Origin of the sequence: Paraburkholderia sp. Ac-20340, from assembly GCF_017104965.1 — a bacterium.
Classification (GTDB): Bacteria; Pseudomonadota; Gammaproteobacteria; order Burkholderiales; family Burkholderiaceae; genus Paraburkholderia.
In genome coordinates this window covers 193,193-215,311 of the sequence record NZ_JAAGPR010000001.1, presented here as the reverse complement: position 1 = coordinate 215,311, position 22,119 = coordinate 193,193, and the positions used below count along the sequence as shown (strand labels likewise).

Here is a 22,119-nt window from a genome sequence, read left to right as displayed (position 1 = left end):
CCCTAACCGGCATTCACCAAATCGTCAGTAGAACGATTGAATACGCAACGCACTACGCGATCAATCCATTTCATGGAGGAGCACACATGTCGATATCTCCCACGGCCGGCGCCCAGCCGCCGGCATCTCATTCGTCACTCACGCCCGGCTTCAAACAGCGGCACGTCACCATGATCTCGGTGGCCGGGGTGATCGGCGCGGGCCTTTTTGTGGCGTCGGGCCGTGCGATTGCAGCAGCCGGACCCGCCGCGATCATCGCCTATATTCTCGCGGGCCTGCTGGTCGTGCTCGTGATGCGCATGCTCGGCGAAATGGCCGTCGCCTCGCCCGACACGGGTTCGTTCTCCACCTACGCGGATCGCGCCATCGGTCACTGGGCGGGCTTCACGATCGGCTGGCTCTACTGGTGGTTCTGGGTGCTGGTCGTGCCGCTCGAAGCGATTGCGGCCGCAACCATCCTCAACACCTGGCTGCCCGCCGTGCATGTCTGGGTATTTGCGCTCGGCATCACGGCGCTGCTCACCGTCACGAATCTCTTTAGCGTGGGCAAGTACGGCGAATTCGAATTCTGGTTCGCCATGTTGAAGGTCGTGTCGATCGTGCTGTTTATCGGCTTTGGCGTAGCGGCGATACTCGGGCTGATCCCCGCCGCGCCCGTCAGCGGGGTTTCGCGGCTCGTGGAAGCACACGGCGGCTTCGCGCCGAACGGTGCTGGCGCAGTGGTCGGCGCATTGCTCACGACGATGTTCAGCTTTATCGGCGCGGAAGTCGTGACGATTGCCGCTTCCGAATCGAAAGACCCCGCACGGCAGATCTCTAAAGCGACGCGCTCGGTCATCTGGCGCATCTGCCTGTTTTATGTGGGTTCCGTTTTCGTGGTGATTTCGGTAGTGCCGTGGAACGATCCGCTGTTGCCGCTGCATGGCTCGTATCAGCGCACGCTCGAACTGATGCATGTCCCGCATGCGAAAGCCATTGTCGACGTGGTCGTGCTGGCCGCGGTGGCAAGTTGCCTGAATTCGGCGATCTATATTTCCTCGCGCATGTTGTTTTCGCTGAGCAAACGCGGCGACGCGCCGCAGCGTTTTCATCGCACATCGGGCGAAGGCGTGCCGCGCGCGGCGGTGATCGGCAGCACCATCATCGGCTTGCTGGTCACCGCGTCGAACTTCTTCGCGCCCAGCGAAGTCTTTACCTTCCTGCTTTCGGGATCGGGCGCGATCGCGCTGCTGGTTTATCTGGTGATCGCCGTATCGCAACTGCGCATGCGCGGCGTGCTCGCGAAAGACGGCGTGCGTATCGAATGCCGCATGTGGCTTTATCCGTACCTCACATGGGTGGTGATTCTGCTGATCGCCGCCGTGCTGGTCACGATGGTCGTACTGCCCGCGCATCGCTACGAAGTGGGATCGACGGCGGTACTGGCCGGCGCCATTGCGCTGCTGGGGATCATGCGCGCGCGCCGCGTGACGCCTCAGACGGCTTTGCGCAGTGCGGCCAGATAAGTCGCGAGAATCTGGTCGTCGGTACTGGTGGCGCGGCTCACGGCCACGTACTGGCTCACGAAGGTGAACTCACTGGGGAGCACACGGCGCATCATGCCCGTGCTCACCCATTGCTGCGCGTAATGCGTGGGCAGCAAGCCGATAAAGCAACCCGTGAGCAGCAAAAAAGCCACGCCCTCGCGATCGCTCACGGTAGCCGATGCCTGCTTGCTGCGGTAGATCGCCTGAATCCGTTCGGGCTGTGCGTAAGCGGGCACCGCGAAGTCGTGGCTCAGCACCGTAGCGGCATCGAGTTGTGCATCGGGAATCGAAAAAAGCGGATGCTCCGCGCCGCAATACAGGCCCGATTCTTCATCGTAAATGGGCTCGTAATTGAGGCCCGGCGTAGTGCGCCATTGCGGAATCATGCCGATGTCGAGTTCGGAAGTGAGCACGGCCTTTTCGATCTCGGTAGGCGGCATCATGCGGATATTGATCAACACGCCAGGCGCCGCCGTCTTGAGCGTGCGTAGCGAACCGACAATCTTCATGCGCTGCATGCTCACGAGATTATCGGTAATGCCAATGCGGATTTCGCCTTTCAGTTGCGTGTGAATGGCATTGATCTGCGTGCGAAAGGTATCGATGGAACCGAACAGCACCAGCATCTTTTCGTAGACCTGAGCGCCGGCATCGGTCACCGAAAATCCCGAACGTCCCCGGCGGCACAGACTGAAACCGAGCCGCGTTTCCAGATCGGCAATGGCGGTGCTGATTGCGGAGCGCGAGATGTTGAGTTCGACTTCAGCAGCGGTAAAGCCGCCTGATTCCACTACGACCTTGAATATACGCAGCAGCCGCAGATCGAAATCCGAAATCTGCCCTTCGAGATGTATCTTCACAACCGGCACGTCTGGCGCCCTCCTCAGGCAGATGCTTTTCAGTGAGGCTGCTGGGATTTTAGCGTCAGGTCTGAAAATCAGGCATAAAAACCTGAAATAAACACCCTGCTGCTGCAATCACCCATACCCGCTCACCCCCGCCACTTCAAAATCGATCTGCTTCATTGCCTCGATCACCGCGCCAACCGAGAACCCCGCCGGTTTGCAAAATGCCGCGCACACCGCTTCGGGAATCGTCGTGATCCGCAACGGCAAACGATGCACTTTCTCGCCGCGGCGATCGGCAAGCCGCCAGTTCTTGAACGACGTGATATAGAGGCACGGCAGCCGCTGCGCGATCAGCGCACTGGTTTCCTTCGAGAGCGTTTCGAGCATCACGCGCGGCGGCGCCACGCCTGCCTCCGCGAACTCCCGGTTGAGCGCATTACGAAACGCCGTGCCCGATGGCGGCGCGATCCATGGAAATTCCGCGGCATCCTGCCAGGTGACCGTCTTGCGCCGCATGAGCGGATGCTTCGGCCCGCAAACCACACTGATTTCATCGCGATACAGCGGCACGACTTCAAGCCCCGATGAAAGCACGGTGGCATTCTGGTGACACACGAGCACGTCCAGCTCCCGCCGCTCCACCTGTGTCAGCAAGCTCGTAAACGAGCCTTCCTGAACATTCAGACGAATCGAATGCCCATTCTCCACCAGCCTGCCAAGCGTGCCCGGCACGATCAGTTGCGCCATATTCGGCAGACAGCCCAGCGAAACCGGCCGACCAGTGCCCGTGCGCAATGCCTCCAGCGTCGGGCCAACGTTCTGCATTTCCGCCAGCACACGGCCGACGAATTCAAGCAGCGCCTCGCCATAGGCGGTTGGCGCAACGCGGCGCGTGGTCCGCTCGAATAGCGCGATGCCCAGCGCGCTTTCCAGCTCGCGCAGCCACTTCGACAACGCAGGTTGCGAAAGCGCTACGGCTTCCGACGTTCTGGCGAAGCTGCGCGTTTTATCCAGAATCCGCAGCGTTTCCAGATCGCGCAGGCGCAGCTTGCGCAAGGCCTGTTCGACGATCGCACCAGTAATCGCGCCGCTCGCGTGGACAAGCATCTCACCCTGTTCGAGGGGGTCTCTTGAAGTGGCTCGCATGGGAAAACACACTCATATGCTGTAGTTATCAATCAAGCTTAACCTTTCATCAATCGATACACAATCCTCCAGCATAGTACGCAGGCCGGCAAGCCGCGCAACAACACAATAAATACTGGAGACACCATGCCCTCGAAATTTGCGTGCGCCAGCGGCGCATTGCTTTGCGCTGGACTTTTACAAGCGGAGGTGGCGCAGGCGCAATCGAGTGTCACGCTATTTGGCATCGTCGATGTCGGGCTGACCTATAACAGCAACGGAGGCGGACATCGATCCTGGAGCGAATCGAATAACACCGGCATTCCGAGTCAATTCGGTTTGCTCGGCAAGGAGAATCTGGGCGGCGGAACCAGCGCCATTTTCAAGCTCGCCACCATCTTCAAACCCACCAACGGCGCGATCAACACAACTGGTTCGATGTTCAGCCAGGAAGCGTGGGTTGGGCTTTCCGACACCACGTATGGCACCGTCAAACTGGGGCGAATCCGCCAGTTCGCGACGAGCCTCGCGCCCTATGTCGCCGCTCACGGTTCGATCTTCGGTTTCCATCCCGGCAACTTCGACCAGATCGTTCAGTCCTTTTTCAATAACGCGATTTCGTATGAAAGTCCCACCTATCGCGGCCTGGATTTCGGCGCGATGTACAGCTTCGGTTCGACCGCAGCGCCTGTGACCAATACCGGTCGCGCTTATGGTTTCAGAATCGGCTATCGCAATGGCGGCTTTCAGGCGCAGAGCACGCTCAGCAATATCAATGGCATCACGATCAACCCGGCATCGATCGGCCTGCCTTATGCGTTCGGAAAGCCCGCTTCCGCCACGATCACCAACGGCATTGCACTCGATAATCTGCTCACCACGGCTTCGAACGTCAGCTATCAGATCGGCAAGGCAACGGTCTACGCCATTTACGCGTACACGAATATGCGCGCGTATCACCAGACCGAGCGACTGCAAACGGGCGAAGTGGACGTGACGTATCAAATCACGCCCGCGCTGCTGGCTGGCGCGGGCTATGACTATTCAGTCGGAATGGGCGGACGCTGGCATATCTATAACGCCGGTCTTCATTATTCGCTCTCGGCGAGAACCACATTGAACCTCGAAACGGCCATCGAAAACGTCACCGGTCAAGGTCAGCACGCGGCGCTGCTGTTCTTGCAGCCCTCATCGAATTCACACCAGATTACCGTCACCGCGAGCATCGTCCATTCGTTTTAACGATGTCTCGCACGCGCATCCTTTAGTTTTTCTTCTCCGAGTCAATCGTGAAATCATTCCGCTCCACTCCCAGGCGCATTGCACGCGCGAGTCTTTTTCTTTATCTGCTTGCCGGCATTGCGCCAATCTCCAGTCACGCCAGCGCAGCTCAAACTCAAACCGATACCGGCCCAATGACGTGGACGACACTCGGCACGGCCGCAGGCCCGTCGCTGTATGCAGAGCGCTCGCAGCCCGCGAATCTGTTGAGCGTCGATAAGCGTCATTGGCTGGTCGATTGCGGCGATGGCGCGCTCGAACGGCTCGCCGCCTTGCACCTGCGTGCCGCGGATGTCGATACGCTGTTCGTGACGCATCTGCACATGGATCATATCGGCGGCCTGCAGGCGCTGATTGGCCTGCGCTGGATGCAGAACGCGCAAAAGCCGCTGACCATTTACGGGCCGCCCGGCACCGACGCGGTCGTGCAAGGCTTATTGCAGTCGATGAAACCGGTGGCGCGCATCGAATTAGGACATTCGCATCAACGCTCGCCCGACGATCTGGTGCGTGTGATCACGATCGAAGGCGGCAGCGATCTGAATGTCGATGGCGTGCGCGTGCGCGCCGCGCAAAATTCGCATTTCGACGATGCGCCAGGCCATCACGCCGATAACGGCACGCAGTCGCTCGCGTATCGCTTCGACTACAACGGCGCCTCGATTGGCGTCACCGGCGATACCGGCCCGAGCGACGCCGTCGCGCAACTCGAACATGGCGCGGATCTGCTGGTGAGCGAGGTGATCGACGTGGACGGCGTAGTGGCCGACCTGGCCCGCGCCATGCCCAACATGAAAGGCCCGATGAAGGACGCGCTGATCGCCCATCTGCGCACCCAGCACCTTACGCCCGAAGCGGCCGGGCAACTGGCCAGCGCGGCGGGCGTGCACCGTCTGGTCTTCACGCACCTAGGCATCGTCGGACCTACCGACGCCAGCGCGGCCAGGCTCGTCAGCGAAGCGCACACGACCTTCGCCGGCGATATCTACGTCGCGCACGATCTCGACCAGTTCTGAGCAACGCCTGCCCCGCGCCTGCCGTGCCAGCGGCCGCAGGCGCGGCCTCCGCAGCGGAAAGCAAGCCGCCAGAAACGATTTGCGCCGATACAACACGCATTGCCGGTAGGGATTAACCCGTAGTACGATGCGCGACTCAATTAATAATGATTCGCATTACGCTTGGGGTTTCTTTGATGCGCTACCGCCCGATCCACGCCGCACTCCTACTCGCCTTCGCGGCGGCGCCCACGCTGGTTTTCGCGCAAGCCGCCGCTGCCGATGCAGCCAGCACCACGGCCGCCAGCGCCGCCAGCACGGCAACAACCAGCACGGACAGCGCCACCGAATTGCCCACCGTGAAGATCTCCGCCAGCAGCGCCCCCGCTGCGGCCTTCGACATGCCCAAGGCTGCGCAGGTCACGAAATCGTCGGTGCCGCTGAGCGAAACGCCGCAATCGATCAGCGTCGTCACGCGCGACCTGCTGGACGCGCAGCAGGTCCAGACGCTCAACGACGCGCTGCACGATGTACCCGGCGTGATCTCCGGCACCTATGGCCGGCGTGGCTGGGACGACTTCATCATTCGCGGCCAGACCGCGTCGGATTCGATCTATCTGGATGGTCTGCGCGCAGCCATCAACAACCGTTTCGCCGAAGAAACCTTCGGCCTGCAGCAGATCGAAGTGCTCAAAGGACCGGCCACGCTGCTTTCCGGCCTCGTGCTGCCCGGCGGCATGGTCAACATGGTCAGCAAGCGCCCGGTGGACTACACCTTCGCCGATGTCGATGCCACCGTCGGCAGTCACGGCTACTACCAGGGCAGCGTCGATATGGGCACGCCGCTCTCGGAAAACGGCAAGGCCGCGTTTCGCATCAACGCGCTCGCGATGAATTCCAACGATCAGACCAATTATGTCTGGTCGCGCAATCGCTATATCGCGCCGTCGCTCTCGCTCGATCTCGGTCCGCGCACGGAATTCACCATTCTCACGAGCTACCAGGAACGCAATTACATCCGCCAGCAAGGCCTGCCGTGGTCCGGCACGCTGCTCGCGAACAAGAACGGCAGCCTGTCGCGCGACACCTTCACCGGCGAGCCCGATCAACAGCCTTATTCGGGCCATGAAGCGCGCGTGGGTTATAGCTTCGCGCATCATTTCGATTCGGGCTGGACCGTGAACCAGAACTTCCGCTGGCAGCAATTCTCGCTGGGCGGCCAGCTTGTCGCCAATGGCAAGGTCGCCTCGAACGGTTATACGCTCAGCCGTACCGCCACCGATTCGCAATGGTCTGGCGACACCATCTCGCTCGACAATAACGCGCAGAAGACTTTCGATACCGCGCTCGGCCGCCACGAATTGACCTTCGGCATGGACTATATGCGCGGGCGCGAGGACGCGAATTCGACCACCTGCTCGGTGGGTTCGATCAATATGTACGACCCGGTCTACACCGGCACGATCACCTGCCCGTCCACGCCAAAAACGCATACGTATACGACGATTCGCGATCTCGGCTTCTATGCGCGCGACCAGATTGCGCTGGGCCAGCGCTGGCGCGTGCTCGCGGGCGTGCGATACGACAGTGCGTCGAGCGACGTGCTCAACGAACTCACCGGCACACGCAGCGGCAATCCGTCGAACGCCACCACCGGATCGGTTGCTTTGATGTACGAACTGTTTCCGGGCGTGCGTCCCTATGTGAGCTACGCGACTTCGTTCTATCCGAACAGCGGCGCGGACGTGAGCGGTACGGCATTCGATCCCGAAACCGGCAAGCAATGGGAAGCCGGCGTGAAATTCGACATCGAAAAAGGCCGCACGAGCGTGACCGTCGCAGCCTTCGATCTGCGCCGCCGCAACGTGCTGGAAGACGATCCGAACAACGACGGCTACAGCATTGCCGTGGGCGAAGAACATTCGCGCGGCTTCGAATTCAGCTTCAACACGGCGCCGACGAACCATCTGAGCATCACGGGCGGCTATGCCTATACCTCCGCCGTGATCGCCGACGATGGCGGCCAGACGCCTTCGACCGACGGCACGCGCATCAATAACGTGCCGCGCCACAGTTTCAATGTCTTCGCGCGCTACAAGCTGCCGGGCGAACTGTATCGCTGGGAAATCAACGGCGGCGTGCGCGGCCAGAGCAATCTCTATGCGTATGGCTACACGATTCCGGGCTTTGTCGTCAGCGATGTGGGCGTGGGTTATACCGCGCCGCGCTGGCACGCCGCGCTGCGTTTGAGCAATATTTTCAACAAGCATTACTACACGGGCGGCTTGAGCAACGCAGTAGCGCTGGGCGACGATCGCTCGTTGATGCTCACGCTGGGCTATCGCTATTGAGCGCGAGCAGCACGCGGACACTGCATAAGATATCAATCCGGCAAATGGATAATGCAAATTTTCATCAATTTGCCGGATTGATCAAGGGTCGATATCCTGCGGCGACACACTGCCCTCGTGGCATCCCCAGGAAATATCGCCTCCCAATGGTGTCCCCATGCAAGCCCATACGTTCAAAGTTCGCGTCGAAAATATCCGTGACGAAGCGCACGGCATTCGCTCGTTTCGCATCGCCCGCATGGACGGCCAGCCGTTCGGAAACTACGAACCTGGTGCGCACATCGACGTGACCGCGCCGTCCGGGATTACGCGTCAATATTCGCTGTGCAGCGATCCGGCAGTTGGCGATTTTCAGCTTTTCGCCGTCAAACGCGAGCCCGAATCGCGTGGCGGATCACGCTCGCTGCATGACGATGTGCGCGTAGGCTGCGAACTGCTGGTGGGTCAGCCGCGCAATCTCTTTCGCCTCGTGGGCGAAGCCCGTGCGCATGTGCTGATTGGCGCGGGCATCGGCATTACGCCTTTGCTTTCGATGGCCTACCGACTGGCCGCAAGCGGCGAGCCTTTCGTGCTGCACTATTTCGCGCGCAGCGAAGCACATGCGGCCTTCCTGCCCGTGCTTTCGCAGGAGCCGTTTGCATCGCATGTGCGCTTTCACTTTGGCATTGGCAGCGACGATCTGGACGCAACGCTGCACACCTGTCTCGCCGATATTCAAAGCGGCACGCACGTCTACACGTGCGGCCCCGCGCCGTTCATGGATGCCGTGATCAAGGCTGGCGAAGCCACGCCCGCCGTCGCCGAAGTGCATCTGGAGCGCTTCGGCGCCGATCCCGCCGCCGCTACCGATACCGGCGCGACGCTCGATGAATTCGAAGTCCGGATCGCCAGCAGCGGCCAGGTCGTGCGCGTGGGCAAAGACAGCACCATTGTCGACGCGCTCGCCGCGATCGGCATCGAAATCGATACGTCGTGCGGCGAAGGCGTGTGCGGCACCTGCATGGTCGATGTGGTCGAAGGCGATCCCGACCATCGCGACCATTGTCTGAGCAAGGCCGAACGCGCGAGCAACAAGGTTATTTGCTGCTGCGTTTCGCGCTCGCGCTCGCCTTTGCTAGTGCTGGACGTTTGACGGCAGTCTTTCTGGCGGCGCGCGGCGCAGCAGCCGCGCCCGCCGTGCCAGCAAAGCGCTGCATGATATTGACCAGCAGATCGCGCATCCACGCGATCCCTTCGTCCTCGTGAAAATGCTCGTGCCAGTGCATCGTCACCGCAGCAGATGGAATCTGCACTGGCAGTTCGAAAATCTCAAACCCGCCGCCACGCGCGAGTAGATCGGCGAGACGTCGCGGCAAAGTCGCGATCAGATCCGTTACGGCCAGCACGCCCGGTAACGCGACGAAGTGCGGGACTTCCAGGCCGATATTTCGCGCGACGCCCTTGGTGCGCAGCGCGTCGTCAATCGCGTGATGACTATGCTCGACCGAGCGGATCAGCACGTGCTCGCCTTCAACGAATTCCGCCAACGTGATCTTGTGGCGCCGGGCCATTTCCGGCCGCCGCCGACGCACGCACACATAGCCCTCTTCGAACAGCACCTGATGGCGCGTACGCGACGTCAGTTCCGGCAAATTGCCGATCGCGAAATCGAGCTTGCGCGAACGTAAAGCCTCTTCGATCTGCCCGACCGGCTGCGGCTCGATGCAGATCTTGACGCGCGGCGCGAGACGTTTCACTTCCTCGCAGATCGACGGCAAATAAGCCATTTCCCCCGCATCGGACAAAGACAGCCGGAAAGCGCGCGTGCTCACCTTCGGGTCAAATCGCTCTGCATACCTAAGCGCTTCGCGAACCGAATCGAGCGCCCTTTCGACGATTACCGCCAGTTCCTGTGAGATAGGCGTGGGCTGCATGCCGTGACGCGTTCGCACGAAGAGCGGATCGTCGAACAAGGCGCGCAGGCGCGCGAGCGAATAACTCATGGCGGGCTGCGAAAGCGCCAGGCGTTCGCCCGCTTTGGTCAGGCTCTGTTCTTCGACGATTGCGAGGAAAACACGCAGCAGGTTGAGGTCGACACCATCGAGCGTCTGCATAAGATATCCATCTGGTTTATGTGCGCCTTAATTTTAGATCAATTTGACGCATGAGAGCCACCGGACGACACTGCCTATACGCACTGGCCAAGCAGCCAGCGATTCATTCTCACCCCACCGTACCTCACATCATGAGCGAAACCTGGCAAAGCATCGACACGAGTGCGCTGCGCGGCCTTGCAGAAGCCGACCGCATTTCGCCGTCTCTCTATCACGATTCCAGCTTGTTCGAAGCGGAACTCGATCGCATCTTCTACAAGACGTGGATCTGGGTCGCGCACGAAAGCGAACTGCCGAATCCCGGCGACTTCCGCACCACGACTATCGGCCGCCAGCCGGTGATCGTCGTGCGCGACAAGACCGGCACCATCAACGTGCTGCAAAACCGCTGCCGCCATCGCGGCGCGACGGTCTGCGAAGAACATAAGGGCAACGCCAAGGGCTTCACCTGCCCGTACCATAGCTGGTCGTATGCGCTCGACGGCACGCTGCGCGCGCTGCCCTATGGCGACGGTTACGAAGGCGTGTGCGAGAAAGGCGATCTGCCGCTGGAAAAGCTGCGCGTAGGCGTTTATCAAGGGCTGATCTTCGCCAGCTTCAATGCCGATATCGAACCGCTCGAAGACTTCCTCGGCGGCGCGAAGCCGTGGATCGATCTGTTCATGAAGCAAGGCGCGGGTTATCCGGTCAAGGCCAATGGCGAACACAAGTTCCGCTTTAAAGGCAACTGGAAGATCCAGCTTGAAAACACCACCGATCTCTATCACTTCCCGGTCGTGCACAAGTCCTGGCTCAAATCGATCGACGAAGAAACCACTGCGGTCATCACGAGCTTCATGACCAGCGATCAGGCGTTCTGCCGCTCGCTCGGCAATGGTCATAGCCTTGCCGTGCTCGTGCCCGAACTGGTCGATCTCGATCAGGACGACGGCGCGCCGCTGCCCGAGCGTTTCGACTCACTCGCGGCGCAGCTTTCTGAAAAGCACACACCCGAAGAAGTGCGCCGCATCGTGCGCTCGCTCATGGGCGTGGGCTTCAATCTCAACCTGTTCCCGAATCTCGCGCTGTCCATGGCGTTCTTCCGCGTGTTACGGCCGATTTCCGCCGATGAAACGGAAATCCGTCACGTGGCGCTGGGCATGGATGGCGGCCCCGAAGAAGCCAATCGCGTGCGTCTGCGCATTCACGAACACTTCCAGGGTCCGTTCGGTTTCGGCAGCCCCGACGACGCAGAAGCCTGGGAGCGCGTGCAACGCGGCGCGCATGCGGGCCCGAACACGCCGATCCTCGTCAATCGCGGCCTGAATCGCGAAACCACCGCGCCGAATGGCGAAAAAACCGCCCACGCCACCGACGAGACCGGCATGCGCGAAGCTTATGCGCAGTGGCGCAAGATGATGGAGGCATGATGGACGATCGCAACAAGTTGATGTCGCAAGATACGTTTTCGCGCGCGGTGCGCCTGATCTGGCGCGAAGCCGAAATGCTCGATCGCCGCGAATATCACGAGTGGCTGCAGTTGTGGGACACCGAAGGCTTCTATGTCGTGCCGATCGATCCCACGACCACGGATTTCGCCGCCACGCTCAACTACGCCTACGACGACCACGACATGCGCGAGAAACGCGTGGAGCGCATGACGTCGGGCTACTCGGCTTCCGCATCGGATGCGGCGCGCACCGTGCGGACGGTCTCGCGCTTTACGCTGGCGAGCGACGAAGCGAATGTGGTCGAAGTGCAATCGGCGCAGATCATCGTGGCCTACAAGCGCTCGGTGCCGACGATTTTCGCCGCCGACCTCACGCATCGCATCCGCTTCGATGGCGATGAACCGCGTCTTCTGCAGAAGGTTATCCGGCTGATCGATTCGACCGACGCGCTGAACGCAATCGGCTTCCTTCTTTAAACCGCAAATGGCCCCGATATGTCTGCGGGGCCTTCTCACTGGCTGTCCATTTTATGCCCACGCTCGAAGTCTATATGCCTGCGGGCCATGCCGAGGCGCGCAAAGCCACGCTTATCGACACGCTTACGTACGCTACCGTGAATGCAATTGGCGCGCCGGCGGAATCAGTCCGTATTCTGCTCAGTGAGTTGCCCGCCAGCGATTACGGCATCGGCGGTCGCGCAGCCTCTGAAGACACGCCGCCCTCTCTGCCCGTTATCGTCGCCATACTGATCGCGGGTCGCACCGATGAACAGAAACGCGCACTCATTCAAGCGCTGTGCGAAACGAGCGCGCGTATTCTCGATACGCCTGTCGACGCCACGCGCGTGATGATCAAGGACATTCCGAATACGGATTTCGGCATTGGCGGCCAAACCGCAAAGTCGCTCGGGCGTTAGCTTGCGGCTGCCTCGTCGAGCGGCAACCAGAAGCGGCACTCGAGTCCGCCGCTTTGCACGGGGAAGGCGCGAATCACGCCGCCATGCCGCGTGATGATGCTTTTGCAAAGCGAAAGACCAATGCCATTGCCGGTTTCCTTCGCCGATGAAAATCCATCGAACAGGCGTTCGTGGCCTTCCGAAATACCCGGACCGTTATCGCGCACGAAAACCAGCGCCTGACCGTCATTCAGGCACGCGCCGATAGTCAATTGCTTTTGCGCGCATTCTGCCGAAGCCAGCGCATCAATGGCATTGAACGCCAGATTGAGTATCACCTGGCCGATCAGGACACGCTCGCATTCGATCATCAGCGGATCGTCGGATAGTTCGACATGAACAGAGACATTGGCCTCGCGCGCGCGCAACTGCACGAACCAGGCGGCTTCGGAAAGAATAGTCCTTAAATCCGTAATGGCAATGTTGGGATCGCGCCGCGCCACGTACTCACGCACGCTTTTGATAATCGTGGCGGCGTGCTCTGCCTGACGATCCGCGGCACGCAAACCCCAGACAATCGATTCGCCTGGCGCCGCCTGCGCAAGCCGTTGAATCGCGCCTTCCACAAAGTTTCTGATTGCCGCGACCGGTTGACTCAATTCATGCGCGATCGCCATCGCCATTTCGCCCATCGCGTTGTAACGCCCCGCGTATTCGAGCATGCGTGCTTCGGTGCGGCGCGCCTCTTCGGTTCGCACCACATCGGTGATGTCGCGAAAGTGAATCAGCACGCCACGCAAATCTTCTTCGAGATCGATACGCCGGCAGGTAATGCGCAACCAGCGCTCGCCATCGGCGCATTGGTAGCGGCCTGGGCTCGACGGTCCGTCTGCGGGCGCATTATCGAGTTGATTCAGCAGGCGCGCACTCTCTTCCGCGGCGGTGTAATCGACGATCGAACCTGCCGCATCGTTCAGCGACAAACCCAGCAAACGCCGGCCCGATTCGCTGATGTACTGGATTTCAGCGGCCTCGTTGAGCAGCGCAACGCCTTCGCCGAGGTCCTGCATGAATTCACGCAGGCGCGCCTCGTGCGCGCGCAATCTGCGCTTAATCGATTCTTCCGCGCTGATATCGCGGAACTGCACCATGACAACCGTGCGCGCCTCCAGCTTCACCGTGGTCGCAATCGCTTCGGAAAGCATGTCGTGCCCGGTCCTCGAGCGATAACACCACTCGTAGACCTGCGGGCCTTGCGTGGCCGACCGGTTCATTGCCGCAATAGCGAGTTCGCGATCGTATTTCGGTTCCGGCCGCGTCATGTCAACGGCCTTTAAAGGAATCAGTTCGTCCACGCTAAAGCCGAGTGCTTCGCATGCCGCGCGGTTTGCCCAGACGATGGCCTTGCTTTGTGCGTCGTGCAGCAGCACGCAAAGCGTCAATGCATCGAGCAAACGGTGGAAATCGGCTTCTGCCAGGGACGTCATATGCAAGGTTCTCTCGAATGGGTCTGATCGCGCCATTGAAAAGATAGCACCGGCCGCGCGACTCCGGTACCTGAAGATTTCTTTAGATGGCCACTGGATTTCCCCAGTTTTTCGAGTCTGCGCCCCAATTGCTGGTCAATTTTGTCGTTCCTAGACTGATCTACAAATCGGAACACATCGTCAACAACACGCCGCCCCCATTCAGGAGAAGCTTCATGCCCGCTACCGCGACCGCCATTTCGCCGCAGACCGGCCACATTCCGTCCGCTACGTCCGCTTCGTCCGCGCCTTCCGTTCTGCAAGACGCCACCAGCGAAGAGGCGGTCATGGATGCGCTCGTCGAAGTCATCGTGGCGCGTCGCGAGGAATTCGAACGGCTTTCCCACGTGCCCCGCGATGTCATCGACATGTTCAAGCAGGCCGGCATTTATCGCGCCTCCACGCCGAAGCGCTTCGGCGGCGATGCCCGCCCGCCTGCCGAATTTCTGCGCATGATCGAGCGCATTGCAACCGCGGATGGCTCGGCTGCGTGGGTCGCGAGTTTCGGTTCGGCAAATATCTATCTCGCCGCGCTGCCGCTGGAAACGCAGGCCAAAATCTACGCCACGGGCCCGGATCAGGCCTTTGGCGCAGGGCTGTTTCCGGTTCAGAAGGTTCAGGCTGCGCCGGGCGGCGGCTGGCGTGTGGAAGGCACGTGGAAGTTCGCAAGCGGCTGCAAGGGCGCGGACTGGCTGGGCGTGGGGATCGATACCGGCGCGGGCGACGGCGGTGCACCAGGTAAGCCGCGCACCGCTGTATTTCGTGCATCGGATATCGAAATCGTCGAGAACTGGAGCGTGGTGGGCATGCAGGGCACCGGCAGCCACGACCTGCGCCTGAAGGGCAAGGTGGTGTCCGACGACTGGACCTTTGTGCGCGGCGGCCCGTCTACCGTCGATGAACCACTTTATCGCTACCCCACCGTTGCCTACGCGGCACAGGTGCTCGCCGTGGTGAATCTTGGCATCGCGCGGGCCGCGCTCGACGTGGCGAACCAGATGTCGGGCGGCCGTCGCACGACCACAGGCGCGCCCCAACTCGCGGACCGCGCCTACTACCGCATCGAACTGGCGAAAGCCGAAGCGCAATTGCGCTCCGCTCGCGCCTTCTTCTACGAGGCAACCGAAAGCGTGTGGGCGTCGATTGCCGCCGGCAATAGCGCCACGCCCGATCAGGTCAGCCTGTTGCGCCTGGCAGCCACGCAGGTCGCACGCGAAGGCGCCGACGTGGTCATGCGCGCCTACCGTCTGGGCGGCACGATGGCGATCTACCGCTCGCATCCGCTGCAACGCCTCTTGCGCGACGCGATCGTCGTCACGCAGCATGCATTTCTCGCCGAAGGCAATTACGACGGCGCGGGCGCCGTATTCGTGGGCGTGCCGCCGATTCCCGGCTATCTGTAACGCGCGCTTTACTGGCCGCACTCATTCATTCGACTTTTAAAAGGCATTCATTCGATGACTCAAGCAAACACACTCCCTCTGCGCGTTCTCTTTTGCTGCGGCGTGACGCAGAACTTTTTCGATCTGCCGCGCGAACAGATTGGCACCGTATGGCAGGCATACGGCAAGATGCTTTCGGCCATCGACGCAATGGAAGGCGTGCAGGTGCTCGGCATCATGGACGACGACCGCCTCACCGTCGGTCAATCCGATGGCGCGCCGTGGACCTTTTACATCATGGCTGACGTGGTGGATTTCGACACCGTCACGGCCGTGTGCAATCTCTATCGCACGACGCCGGTTGGCGAATACAACCTCTGGCGCTACGGCAAGATCGAAGCGCGCGTGGGACGCCAGCTGGTCGTGCCGCCCGCAGCAAATGCGTGAGTTCGAGCGATGACCGATTCCGATGCCCGTATCGCAGCACTCGAAACACGGCTCGCTAATCTGGAAGCAGAACGCGCCGTGCGCGAAACGTTCACGCGCTATATGGCGCTGTGCGACGTGCCGGCCACCGTGCTGGACGGCGAATCGCTGGGCGCGCTCTTCACCGAAAACGCCGTCTGGGAAGGCATCGGCACGCATTACGCACAGACCTTCGGCCGTTCGGTGGGACGCGCGCAAATCGTCGCCCTGCTTTCGCGTTATTTGCCGCCCACGCCGCATTTCACGACCAATGTGCATTTCGTCACATCGGAAACGATTCACGTGAATGGCAAACAGGCAACAGGACGCTGGATCATGCTGCAAGCCTCCGGTTACGTGGATAGCCGTGCGGAATTGATCGGCGCGCGTCTTGTGGTTGACTTTACGCCTGCGGAAAACAGCCACGACTGGCTGATCAGCCACTTCCGCACCGAGCGCATGTTCGACGCGCCGTGGACAGTGACACCGCGCGCGGCCTTGCCATCGACAGATCAGGAACTTTCAGCATGAGTGCTTTGCTCGAATCATTTTCGCTCGGCGGCAACGGGGCAGACAGCCCGACGATCGTCATCAAGGATTCAATCGATATCAAGGGCTATCGCACCACGGCCGCAAGCCGTGCGCTCGCCGATGTCGCGCCTGCACCGTCGCATGCTTTGGTGGTCCAGAACCTGCTCGATCACGGCTGGAGAATCGTCGGCAAAGCCAATATGCACGAACTTGCGTTCGGCATGACTGGCATTAACGACTACACGGGCACGCCATTGAATCCGCAAGACGCCTCGCGCATTCCCGGCGGTTCGTCCAGCGGATCAGCGGCCGCCGTGGGTGCGGGTATTGCCGATGCCGCGATCGGCACCGATACGGGCGGCTCCATACGCGGGCCGGCAGCGTGTTGCGGCGTGATTGGCTTCAAGCCTACGTTTGGGCGTGTTTCTCGCAGCGGCGCAGCACCGGCCATCAGCACGCTCGATTGCGTTGGCCCTTTTGCGCGCGATATGCGCACGATTACGCTGGCGATGTCCGCTATTGGCGATCGCTTCGATCGCACTATCGCTGAAGGCAGTGCGGCTTCGGCACGCGTCGGCATTGTGCAAGCCGAAGCGCGCAAAGAGATATCGGACGCGGTCGACCTGGCAGTCCGCCAAGCCGACTTTACATCCGCGTTGCTCGAACTGCCCGGTCTTGCTCAGGCATTCGCAGCAGGCCTTGCCATTATCAATCGCGAAACTTATTCGGCATTCGGGCAACTTGTCGAAACAGGCCAGCTTCAAGCCGATCTCGAAGCACGTCTGCGCGCCGCGGCCAACACCACGGACGAAGATGTCGCGAATGCCGAACGCGTGCGAAAGCACTTTAACGACGATGTCGATCGCGCACTCGCGCAATTCGACGTCCTCGTTATGCCCACGCTACCCGACTTTCCCATCACGCTCGAACAGGCCCGCAACGGCACCTCGGTCATTGCGATGTCGTCGCTGATCCGGCCATTCAATCTGAGCGGACATCCCGCGCTCAGCCTGCCGGTTCCCGTGCACGGAACGGCGTTGAAGGCCGGGCTTCAGATTGTTGGCCGTCATGGCGCCGATGAACTCGTGTGCGCGGTAGCGTCGCGAATCGAAGCAGCACTGAATACGTAATCGTTGCACGCGCAACCACGCTCAATTTTTTGGAGTCTATTCGCATGACATCAAGAGTCGCTGTCATAACCGGCGCAGCGCGCGGACTGGGCGCCACGCTCGCCGCGAAATTCCATGCAGCTGGATATCGTGTTGCATTGGCCGATCTCGCGCTTGACGCCGCACACGACGTGGCGGTTTCGCTCAGCCCCGATGGCACGACGGCGTGTGCAATTGCGCTAGACGTCACCTCGAAAGCCGATTTCGAAGCCGCTTTGAGAGCCGTTGTAGCACGCTGGGGCCAGGTGGATGCGCTGATCAATAACGCCGGGGCATCCAAAGTCGTCCCGGTGATGGAAATCACCGGCGAGCAATTCGATCAGGCCATCAACGTCAATCTGAAAAGCGTGCTGTTTGGCTGCCAGGTATTTGGCCAGTATTTTGCCGATCGCGGTGAAGGACGCATCGTCAATATCGCTTCTCTTGCTGGACAGAATGGTGGCTCGGCTACTGGCGCCCATTACGCGGCGGCCAAAGGCGGCACGCTCACGTTGACGAAGGTGTTCGCGCGCGATCTGGCCGCCAAAGGCGTGACGGTCAATGCCATTTCGCCGGGCCCGCTCGATTTGCCGATCGTTCACGAAAGCGTGCCTGCGGACAAACTCGACAAGGTGATCGCAGGTATTCCGGTTGGGCGTCTGGGCAGCGCCGGATATATCGCCGATGCCGCAATACTGCTGGCCTCGGGCGAAGCCTGGTTCGCGAACGGCGCATGCTGGGACGTCAACGGCGGCCTCTATATGCGCTAATGCAGCGTCTTGCCAGCCGTTGCTGCGGCTGGCAAGCTGGCATGACTGGCATTCAGTTCTTCTCTGCGCCTTCGTCCGGGTTCCAGACCGCCACGACATCGCGCACCAGCATCGCAATCGATTCCGCACCAAGCTTTTCCTTGATACTGGCGCGATGCACATCGACCGTCTTCACGCTGATCGACAGATCGGCTGCAATACGTTTGCTGCCCTTGCCGTCGACCACGCCATGCAGCACTTCCTTTTCGCGGGCCGTCAATGATTCGATTCTCTTGCGCAGTTCTCTGCGCTTGAGTTCGACCGCGTGACGCTCGCCCGCCATCTTGAGCGCGCGCTGCACCTTGTCCAGCATCTGCTGCGAGTTATAGGGCTTTTCGACGAAATCGATCGCGCCGTTTTGCATCGCGCGCACCGACATGGGAATGTCGCCGTGACCGCTGACGAATATCACCGGCAGTGTCGCGCCCCGCTTGTTCAATTCCGCCTGAACATCGAAACCGCTACGCTCCGGCATGCGTACATCCAGAATCAGGCACGCGGCCTTGTTCACGTCGAATGCCGCCAGAAATTCGGTCGCGCTGCCAAAGCCTTCCGATTTGATACCCACCGAATCGAGCAGCCACGCCAGCGACGTACGCATGCCGCTATCATCGTCGACCACATAAACAAGCTGAGCAGGGCCCGTCATCTGCTCTCTCCAGAAAAGTGACTGCGGTTTGAAACGCGTGGCAAAAGGTGCGCCGCAATGAGCAATAGCGCCTTGCGCACTATCCTAGCCGGTCGAAATTATGGCGGGAAGTAGGAATAGCGCTTAGGTAAAGCCGCTCGTGCGCGCCGCGCCGCTCTAAAGAAATCTTTAGAACAGTGCGGACAAGCGCTTACTCAGGCACCATTCGCGCCGATACTTTTCAAAATTCCCGTGCCCTAATCTAGACGTATCGCCTACTCACGGAACCGACGTCATGACCCATGCCCAGCACACCACGCCCGCCGCAGCCGACGACGCGCGCGCCCATTTTCGTCAGGCCATGGCGCATCTGCCTGCGGCCGTGAATATCATCACGACCGATGGGCCGTTCGGCCGCTGCGGCATTACCGCCAGCGCCGTCTGCTCCGTGACCGATACGCCGCCCACGGTGCTGGTTTGCCTCAATCGCTCCAGCGCCATGCACGCGGCGTTCGAGGGCAACCGGCGCGTCTGCATCAACGTGTTGCCGGGCGAACACGAAGACCTCGCAAAGCATTTCGCGGGTATGACAAAGTTGCCGATGGAAGAGCGCTTCGCGCTGCCTGGCTGGGACGACGGAGAATCCGCCGTGCCGGTTCTGCGCGATGCGCTTGCAAGCATCGAAGGCCGTATCGTGGAGCTCAAGGAAGTCGGTTCGCATTCGGTGATGTTTGTCGAAGCCACGCATATTCGCGTGCGCAACGACGGCGACGGGCTGGTCTACTTCAGCCGCAATTTTCATCGGATTGCGCGTCCCGCGCTTGCGTGAAAGTCCATAGAAAAGCGCCCTTTCGGGCGCTTTGACAGGATGAGAATACGCTCGTCAGGCGGGTTGTCTCAACGCACCATCGAATGCTGGCGCGAGCCCCAGATGATCGAGCAAGGCGCCAAACGACTGCACTCGCTGACGCACATAGGCCGGCACATCGACATCGGCGTAATCGTAGAAGCCTTTTCGCGTACGCAGGCCATCGCGACCCTGTTCCATATTCTCGACGACAGCCTGCGCGGGCTCGAAGCGTGGCGCAATTTCACGCGCGAGATAGTGCGAGGCATAAAACAGAATATCGCAGCCGCCCCAGTCGATAAATTCAAGCAAGCCGAGTACGGCGAAACGCAAGCCGAAGCCAGTACGTATTGCCGTATCGATATCTTCGGCACTGGCCACGCCTTCTTCGACCATGCGCGCGGCTTCATTCATCGCGAGTGCCTGAATACGCGGCACGATATAGCCCGCCGACGGCGCGCAGACAATCGGCCGCTTGCCGATACGTGCGAGCAGATCGGTTGTCAGCGCAACGGCATCGGCGTCGGTAGTCTCGCTGCGGCTCACTTCAACGAGCGGAATCAGATGCGCGGGATTGAGCCAATGCGCGTTGATGATGCGCCCCGGCCGCGTGCTGAATGCCTGCAATTGCGTGACAAGAAAGGTCGAAGTCGTCGAAGCGATAACGGCCTGTACATCGACCGCCTCTTCCATCCATCGCAATGCCTGAGCCTTCACATCCAGCACTTCCGGCACGGCCTCGAATATCAGTTTCGCTTCGCGCAAGGCCGCCGCGCCCGATGCACGGTCCACGAAACCGATGCGCCCGAGCACGCACGCCGCCTGCTCCGCTGTCATACGGCCGAACGCCACGAGCGATTGCAATTGATCGCCAATCGATGTGCGCGCCTTGTCGACGAACGCTTCATGCTCGCCATCGGCTCGCGCCTTGAAATCGATGAGCGTGGCCTGCAGACCCGCAAACGCAACAGCCAATGCAATGCCTTGCCCCATGCGCCCCGCGCCCACGACATGCACGCAGTCGATATGCTGCGCCGCGTTCATGCGCGCACTCCGCTGTCGAGCAAGTTGCGCAATTGCGCCGGCGAATACTGCGCGAGATCGAACGCTTCGAGCGAACGACCCTGCGCATAGAGATCGCGCCCGCTCACCGCGCTCGCCAGTGCGAGCAGTCCCTGGGCAACAGGCGTCGGCACGCCTGCATAGCGCCCGCACGAAACGATGAACGAGAGGCCGAGGCGCGTGTCCTCCAGCATGTAACGATGCGTCTGCAAATCGATCTTTTCGCGCCAGTCGCCGCTATCGGTGAGCTTGCCGTGCGCGCCGCGGCCATACATCCAATCGTCGCCTTCGCTCGCGTAATGATCGGCCAGCGGGAAATGCGGCGCGCCGTATCCCAGTGCCTCGCGCACGGCCATACGTTCGGCGTCGAGCGCATTGGTCACCCGGCGAATAGACGGTTGCGTGCCCTCGTTATGAATATCCCAGCTTTCGAAATGTTCGAGCGGACCGGCGTTCATCAGAATCAGCGGCGGATGAATTACGGGGCCGGCATTCATCAATGCGGCAGACAAGGCATCTTCAATACGCTCGACCGAAGGATAGGCCGTTTCGAGGATTTCAAAGGCCCAATTCGCTGCATTGGCGGGGAAAATGCCCGTAGGCAGACGCGTGGCGTAAGCGCTGATCACCACCCGATTCGCACCATGCGTGCGCACGAGATACGGCAGCGTGCCGGTTTCGGCGATCGCCACGCGGCGCTGATTACCGGCTGCGGCGAGTGCATCGGCGAACACCATGCTGCCAAATGTGCCGGGAGGCAAATAGACGACCTGGCCATCTCTCAGCAATGGCGCGAGTTGCAGGGCAAGCGGTTCGTGCGTCGTAGCCGGCAGCGGAATCACAATGAGTTGCGCGCCTTCCAGTGCCTGCGCCAGATCGTCGATCACGCAAATCGCACCAGGCGTGCGCTGCGCCGCAAGCGGTACGCGCCGGGTTCCGCGCCAATCCTGCACCTCCAGTTCGCCAAGTGCCCGCAGTTTTTTTGCGGCGTCCTGATCGCGCCGCCACCAGGCCACTTCATGCCCTTTTTCAAGCATATCGATTGCCGCAGCATGGCATCCATGACCACCACCCAGAACGCAGACCTTCATTCCAGCTTCTCCTCAATTGCGCGTTACGCGCCTGTGTTACGTGAATCAGGCACGCGATCCCCATCGATAAACCATCGAATGCGTTT

At 60.7% G+C, this 22,119-nt stretch carries 22 protein-coding genes; 14 read left to right on the top strand and 8 right to left on the bottom strand.

Annotation, left to right across the window (positions count from 1 at the left end; all coding sequences use genetic code 11):
• The first annotated feature begins 86 nt into the window (after positions 1-86).
• A complete protein-coding gene (gabP, locus tag G3N59_RS01005) occupies positions 87-1,505 on the top strand; it encodes a GABA permease (RefSeq protein WP_205980609.1) in 1,419 nt (472 codons plus the stop codon).
• Here the strand turns inward: gabP and G3N59_RS01000 are convergent.
• Positions 1,475-2,386, bottom strand: coding sequence for a LysR family transcriptional regulator (locus tag G3N59_RS01000; RefSeq protein WP_205980608.1), 912 nt, complete (start codon positions 2,384-2,386; stop codon positions 1,475-1,477). The two genes, gabP and G3N59_RS01000, sit on opposite strands and share 31 nt — an antisense overlap.
• A 117-nt stretch (positions 2,387-2,503) precedes the next feature.
• Entirely contained in the window at positions 2,504-3,481 is a 978-nt protein-coding gene (locus G3N59_RS00995) for a LysR substrate-binding domain-containing protein (protein WP_205980607.1), read from the bottom strand.
• 165 nt (positions 3,482-3,646) lie between these two features.
• Here G3N59_RS00995 and G3N59_RS00990 point away from each other — a divergent pair, with 165 nt between their 5' ends.
• Together G3N59_RS00990 and G3N59_RS00985 are read left to right on the top strand one after the other, a co-directional pair.
• Complete coding sequence (locus G3N59_RS00990; RefSeq protein WP_205980606.1) at positions 3,647-4,741, top strand: porin; 1,095 nt, start codon at positions 3,647-3,649, stop codon at positions 4,739-4,741.
• Positions 4,742-4,914: 173 nt separating this feature from the next.
• Positions 4,915-5,796 (top strand): MBL fold metallo-hydrolase, encoded by an 882-nt coding sequence (locus G3N59_RS00985; RefSeq protein ID WP_205980605.1) that lies wholly within the window; start codon positions 4,915-4,917, stop codon positions 5,794-5,796.
• Between the two features lie 181 nt (positions 5,797-5,977).
• On the opposite strand, the gene G3N59_RS36860 is transcribed toward G3N59_RS00985, so the two are convergent.
• Positions 5,978-6,178: a hypothetical protein gene (locus G3N59_RS36860; RefSeq protein WP_241023107.1), complete on the bottom strand. Its 201-nt coding sequence runs from the start codon at positions 6,176-6,178 to the stop codon at positions 5,978-5,980.
• On the opposite strand from G3N59_RS36860, the gene G3N59_RS00980 reads away from it, so the two are divergent.
• Positions 6,177-8,126: a TonB-dependent siderophore receptor gene (locus tag G3N59_RS00980; RefSeq protein ID WP_241023106.1), complete on the top strand. Its 1,950-nt coding sequence runs from the start codon at positions 6,177-6,179 to the stop codon at positions 8,124-8,126. The genes G3N59_RS36860 and G3N59_RS00980 overlap by 2 nt on opposite strands.
• A 157-nt stretch (positions 8,127-8,283) precedes the next feature.
• Positions 8,284-9,258, top strand: coding sequence for a PDR/VanB family oxidoreductase (locus tag G3N59_RS00975; protein ID WP_205980603.1), 975 nt, complete (start codon positions 8,284-8,286; stop codon positions 9,256-9,258).
• Here the strand turns inward: G3N59_RS00975 and G3N59_RS00970 are convergent.
• On the bottom strand, positions 9,203-10,219 hold the full coding sequence (locus tag G3N59_RS00970; protein WP_205980602.1) for a LysR family transcriptional regulator: 1,017 nt from the start codon (positions 10,217-10,219) through the stop codon (positions 9,203-9,205). The two genes, G3N59_RS00975 and G3N59_RS00970, sit on opposite strands and share 56 nt — an antisense overlap.
• Before the next feature lie 131 nt (positions 10,220-10,350).
• On the opposite strand from G3N59_RS00970, the gene G3N59_RS00965 reads away from it, so the two are divergent.
• From G3N59_RS00965 to G3N59_RS00955, 3 genes are read left to right on the top strand one after another with little or no spacing between them, the layout of a single operon-like run.
• Entirely contained in the window at positions 10,351-11,628 is a 1,278-nt protein-coding gene (locus G3N59_RS00965; RefSeq protein WP_205980601.1) for an aromatic ring-hydroxylating dioxygenase subunit alpha, read from the top strand.
• Positions 11,625-12,125: an aromatic-ring-hydroxylating dioxygenase subunit beta gene (locus tag G3N59_RS00960; protein ID WP_205980600.1), complete on the top strand. Its 501-nt coding sequence runs from the start codon at positions 11,625-11,627 to the stop codon at positions 12,123-12,125. The genes G3N59_RS00965 and G3N59_RS00960 overlap by 4 nt, the downstream gene beginning before the upstream one ends.
• Before the next feature lie 53 nt (positions 12,126-12,178).
• On the top strand, positions 12,179-12,565 hold the full coding sequence (locus G3N59_RS00955) for a tautomerase family protein (protein WP_205980599.1): 387 nt from the start codon (positions 12,179-12,181) through the stop codon (positions 12,563-12,565).
• Here G3N59_RS00955 and G3N59_RS00950 read toward each other — a convergent pair.
• A complete protein-coding gene (locus tag G3N59_RS00950) occupies positions 12,562-14,031 on the bottom strand; it encodes a PAS domain-containing sensor histidine kinase (RefSeq protein WP_205980598.1) in 1,470 nt (489 codons plus the stop codon). The two genes, G3N59_RS00955 and G3N59_RS00950, sit on opposite strands and share 4 nt — an antisense overlap.
• Before the next feature lie 326 nt (positions 14,032-14,357).
• On the opposite strand from G3N59_RS00950, the gene G3N59_RS00945 reads away from it, so the two are divergent.
• Genes G3N59_RS00945 through G3N59_RS00925 form a run of 5 tightly spaced genes read left to right on the top strand, consistent with a single transcriptional unit; the run spans position 14,358 to position 18,366 of the window.
• A complete protein-coding gene (locus G3N59_RS00945) occupies positions 14,358-15,473 on the top strand; it encodes an acyl-CoA dehydrogenase family protein (RefSeq protein ID WP_241023138.1) in 1,116 nt (371 codons plus the stop codon).
• A gap of 54 nt (positions 15,474-15,527) precedes the next feature.
• Positions 15,528-15,899, top strand: a complete 372-nt coding sequence (locus G3N59_RS00940) for a hypothetical protein (RefSeq protein WP_205980596.1) — start codon at positions 15,528-15,530, stop codon at positions 15,897-15,899.
• A gap of 9 nt (positions 15,900-15,908) precedes the next feature.
• The gene (locus tag G3N59_RS00935; RefSeq protein ID WP_205980595.1) at positions 15,909-16,448 is read left to right on the top strand and encodes a nuclear transport factor 2 family protein; all 540 of its coding nucleotides are present in this window, start codon (positions 15,909-15,911) and stop codon (positions 16,446-16,448) included.
• Positions 16,445-17,578 carry an amidase gene (locus G3N59_RS00930; protein WP_205980594.1) on the top strand — a complete coding sequence of 378 codons (1,134 nt, stop codon included), beginning with the start codon at positions 16,445-16,447 and terminating at the stop codon, positions 17,576-17,578. The genes G3N59_RS00935 and G3N59_RS00930 overlap by 4 nt, the downstream gene beginning before the upstream one ends.
• 44 nt (positions 17,579-17,622) lie before the next feature.
• Entirely contained in the window at positions 17,623-18,366 is a 744-nt protein-coding gene (locus G3N59_RS00925; RefSeq protein ID WP_205980593.1) for an SDR family oxidoreductase, read from the top strand.
• A gap of 52 nt (positions 18,367-18,418) precedes the next feature.
• Here G3N59_RS00925 and G3N59_RS00920 read toward each other — a convergent pair whose 3' ends face one another.
• Complete coding sequence (locus G3N59_RS00920; protein WP_205980592.1) at positions 18,419-19,054, bottom strand: response regulator; 636 nt, start codon at positions 19,052-19,054, stop codon at positions 18,419-18,421.
• A gap of 274 nt (positions 19,055-19,328) precedes the next feature.
• Between G3N59_RS00920 and hpaC the strand changes: the two genes are divergently transcribed.
• Positions 19,329-19,862: a 4-hydroxyphenylacetate 3-monooxygenase, reductase component gene (hpaC, locus tag G3N59_RS00915; protein ID WP_205980591.1), complete on the top strand. Its 534-nt coding sequence runs from the start codon at positions 19,329-19,331 to the stop codon at positions 19,860-19,862.
• Positions 19,863-19,916: 54 nt separating this feature from the next.
• Here hpaC and G3N59_RS00910 read toward each other — a convergent pair whose 3' ends face one another.
• Entirely contained in the window at positions 19,917-20,924 is a 1,008-nt protein-coding gene (locus G3N59_RS00910; RefSeq protein ID WP_205980590.1) for a 3-hydroxybutyryl-CoA dehydrogenase, read from the bottom strand.
• Positions 20,921-22,033, bottom strand: coding sequence for an NAD/NADP octopine/nopaline dehydrogenase family protein (locus G3N59_RS00905; protein WP_205980589.1), 1,113 nt, complete (start codon positions 22,031-22,033; stop codon positions 20,921-20,923). Before G3N59_RS00905 ends, G3N59_RS00910 begins: the two co-directional genes overlap by 4 nt.
• Between the last annotated feature and the right edge of the window lie 86 nt (positions 22,034-22,119).